Origin of the sequence: Cellulomonas massiliensis JC225 (genome assembly GCF_000312005.1) — a bacterium.
Lineage (GTDB): Bacteria > Actinomycetota > Actinomycetes > Actinomycetales > Cellulomonadaceae > Cellulomonas > Cellulomonas massiliensis.
On record NZ_HE978588.1, the window covers coordinates 3,154,488 to 3,160,416 of the forward strand.

Here is a 5,929-nt window from a genome sequence, read left to right on the forward strand (position 1 = left end):
GCACGGCCCCGACGACCGCCGGCACGCCAGCCGCCTGCTCGAGCGCGTCCACGAGCCGCCGCGTCGCGCGCCCGAGGTCCGTCCCGGCGGGCGCCGAGCCGAGCGCGTCGAGCACGCGCGCCGCTGCGGCACGCTCGTCCGCCTCCCACCGCTGCACCGAGGCCTGGCGGCGGCGGACCGCGTCGGCGAGGAGCCGGGCGAGCTCGTCGACGCCCTGCCCCGTCGCCGCCGACGCCGCGAGCACGCGCGCTCCCGCCAGGCCGTCCTCCTCGACGAGCCGCCTCAGGTCGGCCAGGCACGCGCGCTGCTCCTCCGGCGTGAGCCGGTCGGCCTGGTTGAGCACGACGACCGTCACGGCGCCGTGCGCCGCCAGCGGCCGCAGGTAGTGCTCGTGCAGGGCCGCGTCGGCGTACTTCTGGGGGTCGACGACCCACACCAGCAGGTCCGCGCGCTCGACGACGTGGTCCGCGCGGGCCCGGTGCTCGGTGACGATCGAGTCGTGGTCCGGCAGGTCCAGCAGCACCATCCCGTCGGGCGCGGCCCCCGCGGCGGACCGGCCGGGAAGCGAGCCGTCGTCCGCCACCCGACGGCCCACGTCCAGCCAGTCCAGGAGCGGGCCGGCGCCCTCGCCGCGGACGACCGCGAGCGGGTGCGACGTCGTCGGTCGCTGGACGCCCGGCGCCGCGACCTGCCGGCCGACGAGCGCGTTGAGCAGCGATGACTTGCCCGAGCCGGTCGCGCCCGCGAGCGCGACGACCGTGTGCTCGGCGGACAGGCCTCCGCGCTCGCGGGCCCGCTGCAGCACGGCCCGCGCCGGCTGCGCGACCGAGTCGGCGAGGTGCTCGCCGGCGGCGTCGAGCGCCTGCTCGAGCGCGTCGCCCCGCGCGGCGAGATCGAGCCTCACGACCGTCCCTCCGGGCGCTCGTCGGCGTCGCGCCGCTCGTCCCGGCGGCCGAGCAGCCGACGCCAGAAGCCGGTGCGGGAGGGTGCCCCCTCGTCGCCCGTCCCCGTCCCGGCCCCCACCGGCACGGCCGGCGCCATCGAGCCGCTCGCGCCGGGCCGGCCGCCGGGGTGGGCACGACGCCACGCGTCGGCTCCGCGCAGCTGCACGCTCGCGTGCGAGGCGGGCGTCGTCCGCGCCGGCTCGGGTCCCGCGGCGAGCGCCGCCTCGACCTCGTCGGCCGCGGCCCGCAGCCGCGCCGCCGCCTCGGACGCCTGCTCCAGGGCCAGCGCGTCGAGCCGGCCCTCGAACCGCCCGAGGTCGTCGTCGACGAGCGCCCGCACGCGCTCGACGAGGCGCTCGTGCGCCGTCGTCGTCAGCCGCCGCACCGCCTCGTCGCCGAACACCGCCTCCAGGAGCCGCTGCGCGAGCACCGCCGTCCCGCCCGCGATCCCCACCTCGACGCCCGTGAGACCGCCCGTGGAGGCGAAGACCGCGACCATGAGCGCCACGCCCAGGGCGTTGACGCCGAACGAGAGCGCCCGCGCCGTCCCGCGCCGGCGCTCCCCCTGCTCCCGCACGAGGTCCAGCACGTCCCCCTGCCAGCGCCGGACCTGCTCCGCGACGGCCGCGCGCGACGTCGCTCCCGCCCGGCCCCCGCCGGTGCCGTCCGCGAGCGCCACCCCCGCGGGGTCCGCCCGCCACGACGCGTCGGTGCGCTCCGCGGCGTCGTCGAGCGCGTCGAGGACGACCGCCTCCAGGCCGTGCGCGATCGCCTGCTCCGCCTGGGGGGCGGGGGCCGGCCGGCCGCGGACCACGCGTCCGAGGGCGTCCCGCAGACGGCTCACGCGCTGCTCGACGGCTCGCAGCAGCTCGCCCGTGCCGACGAGGTCCTGCCAGCGCGCGAGCACCTCGCCCCGCAGCATCGTCCCGTCGGACGTGGCGCGCACGACCTGCTCGACCGCGTCGTCGGCGTGCCGGCGGACCACGGCGCGCAGGCGCTCGTCCGCGGCCGCCTGCTCGTCGAGCGCCGCCGCCAGCGTGCGCGCGCGCCGGGCGAGGTCGGCCAGCGCACCGGCGAGGGTCGTCGCGGCGACCTCGGCACGCGCCCCGGCGTCGGACCCGAGGTCCGAGAGCCACGCGGCGACCTCGCCGACGGCCTCCTCCGGCAGGAGCCCGCCCGTCGCCGGCGTCTCCGGCACGGCGAACAGCGGCGACTCGCCCAGGCCGTGCTCGTCCAGCAGCCGGCGCAGGTCCGCCACGACCGCCTCCGCCCCCGCGTCCACCCGGTCGACGACGAGCGCGACGTTCGCGTGCCGGGCGGCCGCCGCCTCCAGCAGCTGCCACGGGACCGCGTCGGCGTACCGGGCGGCCGTCGTGACGAAGAGCCACAGGTCCGCCGCCGCGAGCAGCTGGGCGGCGAGCTCGCGGTTCGCCGTCTCGACGGAGTCGATGTCCGGTGCGTCCAGCAGCGCGAGCCCGGCCGGGAGGGCGTCCGTCGGGACCAGCCGCAGCGCGCGCCCGTGGTCGGCACCGGCCCCGCCGGTGACGCGCGCGAGGCCCGGCAGCACCCGGTCGGTCGTGAACCACCCCTCGTCGACCGGGTGGTGCACGAGCACCGGCGAACGGGTCGTGGGGCGCAGCACGCCCGGCTCGGTCACGCGCTCGCCGAGGAGCCCGTTGACGAGGGTCGACTTGCCCGCTCCCGTCGACCCGCCGACGACGACCAGCAGCGGCGCACCGCTCGCCCGCAGGCGCGGCAGCACGTGGTCGTCCAGCTGGTCGGCGGCGGCGCGCAGGTCGGCGCGCGCGGACGCGGCACCGGCGACGTCCAGGGGCAGGGCGACGGCGGCGAGCCGGACCCGCAGCAGCTCGGCCGCACCCAGCAGGTCGGGCCGGCGCGCGGCGTCCTGGTCGGCCGTCATGCCCTCAGTGTGGCGTCTCGGCTGGTGGAGGGCCTGCCGGAGCCGGCGGCCGCGCGGGGACGACGACGGCCGGCGTCGAGGAGAGCCCTCGACGCCGGCCGTCGGTCCGCGGTCAGTCGCGCGTCAGCTTGCGGTACGTCACCCGGTGCGGGCGCGCCGCGTCGGCGCCGAGCCGGGAGACCTTGTTCTCCTCGTACGCCGCGAAGTTGCCCTCGAACCAGTACCAGTTCGCCGGGTCCTCCTCCGTGCCCTCGTAGGCGAGGATGTGCGTCGCCACCCGGTCGAGGAACCACCGGTCGTGCGAGACGACGACGGCGCAGCCGGGGAACTCGAGCAGCGCATTCTCCAGCGAGCCGAGCGTCTCGACGTCGAGGTCGTTGGTGGGCTCGTCGAGCAGCAGCAGGTTGCCGCCCTGCTTGAGGGTGAGCGCCAGGTTGAGGCGGTTGCGCTCGCCGCCGGACAGGACGCCCGCCGGCTTCTGCTGGTCCGGGCCCTTGAAGCCGAACGAGGCCACGTACGCGCGCGACGGGATCTCGACGTTGCCGACCTTGAGGAAGTCGAGGCCGTCCGAGACCACCTCCCAGAGCGTCTTCTTGGGGTCGATGCCCCCACGGCTCTGGTCGACGTACGAGATCTTGACGGTCTCGCCGATCTTGAGGTCGCCGGCGTCGAGCGGCTCGAGGCCCACGATCGTCTTGAACAGGGTCGTCTTGCCGACGCCGTTCGGGCCGATGACGCCGACGATGCCGTTGCGCGGCAGGGTGAAGCTCAGCCCGTCGATGAGCGTGCGCCCGTCGAAGCCCTTCTCGAGGTCCTTCGCCTCCAGGACCACGTTGCCCAGGCGCGGGCCCGGCGGGATCTGGATCTCCTCGAAGTCGAGCTTGCGCGTGCGCTCCGCCTCCGCCGCCATCTCCTCGTAGCGCGCCAGACGCGCCTTCGACTTCGTCTGGCGGCCCTTGGCGTTCTGCCGGACCCAGTCGAGCTCGTCCTTGAGGCGCTTGGCGAGCTTCGCGTCCTTCTTGCCCTGGACCTGCAGGCGCTCCTGCTTCTTCTCCAGGTACGTGGAGTAGTTGCCCTCGTAGGGGTACAGGCGGCCGCGGTCGACCTCGCAGATCCACTCCGCGATGTTGTCGAGGAAGTACCGGTCGTGGGTGACGGCCAGGATCGCGCCGGGGTACGTCTTGAGGTGCTGCTCGAGCCAGAGCACCGACTCGGCGTCGAGGTGGTTGGTGGGCTCGTCGAGGAGCAGCAGGTCCGGCTTCTCGAGCAGGAGCTTGCACAGCGCGACGCGGCGGCGCTCACCACCGGACAGCACCGAGACGTCGGCGTCGGGCGGCGGGCAGCGCAGGGCGTCCATCGCCTGCTCCAGCTGCGCGTCGAGGTCCCACGCGTCGGCGGCGTCGATCGCCTCCTGCAGCTGGCCCATCTCCGCGAGCAGCGCGTCGTAGTCCGCGTCGGGCTCCCCCATGAGCAGGGAGATCTCGTTGTAGCGGTCGAGCTTGCCCTTGATCTCGGCGACGCCCTCCTCGACGTTGCCGAGCACCGTCTTGTCCTCGTTCAGCGGCGGCTCCTGCTGGAGGATCCCGACGGAGTAGCCCGGCGCGAGCCGCGCCTCGCCGTTCGACGGCTGGTCGAGGCCGGCCATGATCTTGAGGATCGTGGACTTCCCCGCGCCGTTGGGGCCGACCACGCCGATCTTGGCGCCCGGCAGGAAGTTCAGGGAGACGTCGTCGAGGATGACCTTGTCTCCGTGCGCCTTGCGCGCCTTGTACATGGTGTAGATGAACTCAGCCACAGGCTCTTCGTCCGCCCTCTGGTCGTGTGTCGTCGGTCCGCGGGGCCGCCGGTCGTCGTGCGTCCGCCCGCTCGGGAGCGTCCTGCGCTCGTCCGGGCGCGCCGCGACGGACCGCCGGGCCGGTCCCCCAGCCTAGGCGATCCGGGCGGCACGCCCGGATCCACGCCGGTGCCCGCGTCCGACCACGCGTCACACGCGCGCGGACGCCGCTCCCACGAGCCCGAGGTCCGCGGGCGGCAGGGGACCCTCCTCGGTCTCGAGGTCGTCCGGCTCCCGGTCGGGCTCGGCCTGCGAGACGGCGTCCAGCACCGCGGCCGCGTCGTCGGGCAGCTCGTCGAGGCGCGTGACGTCCGGCAGCTCGGTGCGCTCCGTGCGGGCCACCGTGCGGCGGAACCGGGTCGAGCCGTACGCGAGGTCGTGCCCCACCGCGTCCGCGACCAGGACGAGCGACGTCCGCACGCCCTCGGCGGCGACCCACTCCTCGGTCGAGAGCCGGCCGTGCACCACGACCGGGTCCCCCTTGCACAGCGACTGCGCGACGTTGAGGGCGGTGACCCGCCACGCCTTGACCGTGAACCACTCCGTGCGCCCGTCGCGCCACGCACCGGTCTCCCGGTCGCGCACCCGCCGCGTGCTGGCGAGCCGGAACGACGCGAACGGCACCCCGCCGTCGTTCTCGTGATAGCTGCGGACCTCCGAGCCGATCCACCCGGCGACCGTGACCTCCAGCGACTGCGTGCTCATCCGACACCTCCCTCGACCCGGACCGTCCGGGTCGAGGTCGACGCTCCGGCATCGCCCGCGCCCGCGGCAGCGGCGGCGGGCGACCCGTGGATCGTCAGGTCGTCGGCTCGGTCTGGGGGCGGCTCGTCAGCCGGCCGCCTCGGTGAGCGCCTCCCGCACGGCCCGGTGCTCGGCCAGCACCTGCGCCGTCGGCTCGACGAGCCCCCGCCGCACGACCCCGGCGAGCGCGGCCCGCCCGTCGGCGACGACCGCCTCGTAGCGGCGGCGGGCCGCGCGCGAGCGCACCCCGCGGGCCACCAGCCACAGGACGACGGCTGCGGCCGCGGCGCCGGCGGCCCCGACGAGGGCCCAGTCCGGTGCCCCGGAGGCCGCGACGCGCCACACGACGAGGCCGACGGCCGCGGCGAGCAGCACGAGCGACCCGACGACGAGCGCGAGCGCCGCCGCCGGCCGGCGCACCGTGACGTCCACGCCGCGCAGCGCGTCCTGCGCCTCCCCGCGCAGCCGCGCGGCCGACGGGACGCG

The 5,929-nt window shown here is 76.3% G+C and carries 4 protein-coding genes and 1 pseudogene; all 5 read right to left on the reverse strand.

The genetic code is table 11. The features are described from left to right. Window positions 1-904, reverse strand: a 904-nt coding sequence (locus tag HGCM_RS18470) for a GTPase family protein (protein ID WP_019137620.1), incomplete at its 3' end; no start/stop codon positions are given. Then, window positions 901-2,865, reverse strand: coding sequence for a GTPase domain-containing protein (locus HGCM_RS14900; RefSeq protein WP_019137621.1), 1,965 nt, complete (start codon window positions 2,863-2,865; stop codon window positions 901-903). The genes HGCM_RS18470 and HGCM_RS14900, both read right to left, overlap by 4 nt. 112 nt (window positions 2,866-2,977) lie before the next feature. Next, entirely contained in the window at window positions 2,978-4,660 is a 1,683-nt protein-coding gene (gene ettA / locus HGCM_RS14905; protein WP_019137622.1) for an energy-dependent translational throttle protein EttA, read from the reverse strand. A gap of 189 nt (window positions 4,661-4,849) precedes the next feature. Beyond that, complete coding sequence (locus tag HGCM_RS20310) at window positions 4,850-5,404, reverse strand: single-stranded DNA-binding protein (RefSeq protein ID WP_019137623.1); 555 nt, start codon at window positions 5,402-5,404, stop codon at window positions 4,850-4,852. A gap of 126 nt (window positions 5,405-5,530) precedes the next feature. Next, window positions 5,531-5,929, reverse strand: a pseudogene (locus HGCM_RS14915) (GTPase); the annotation flags it as partial.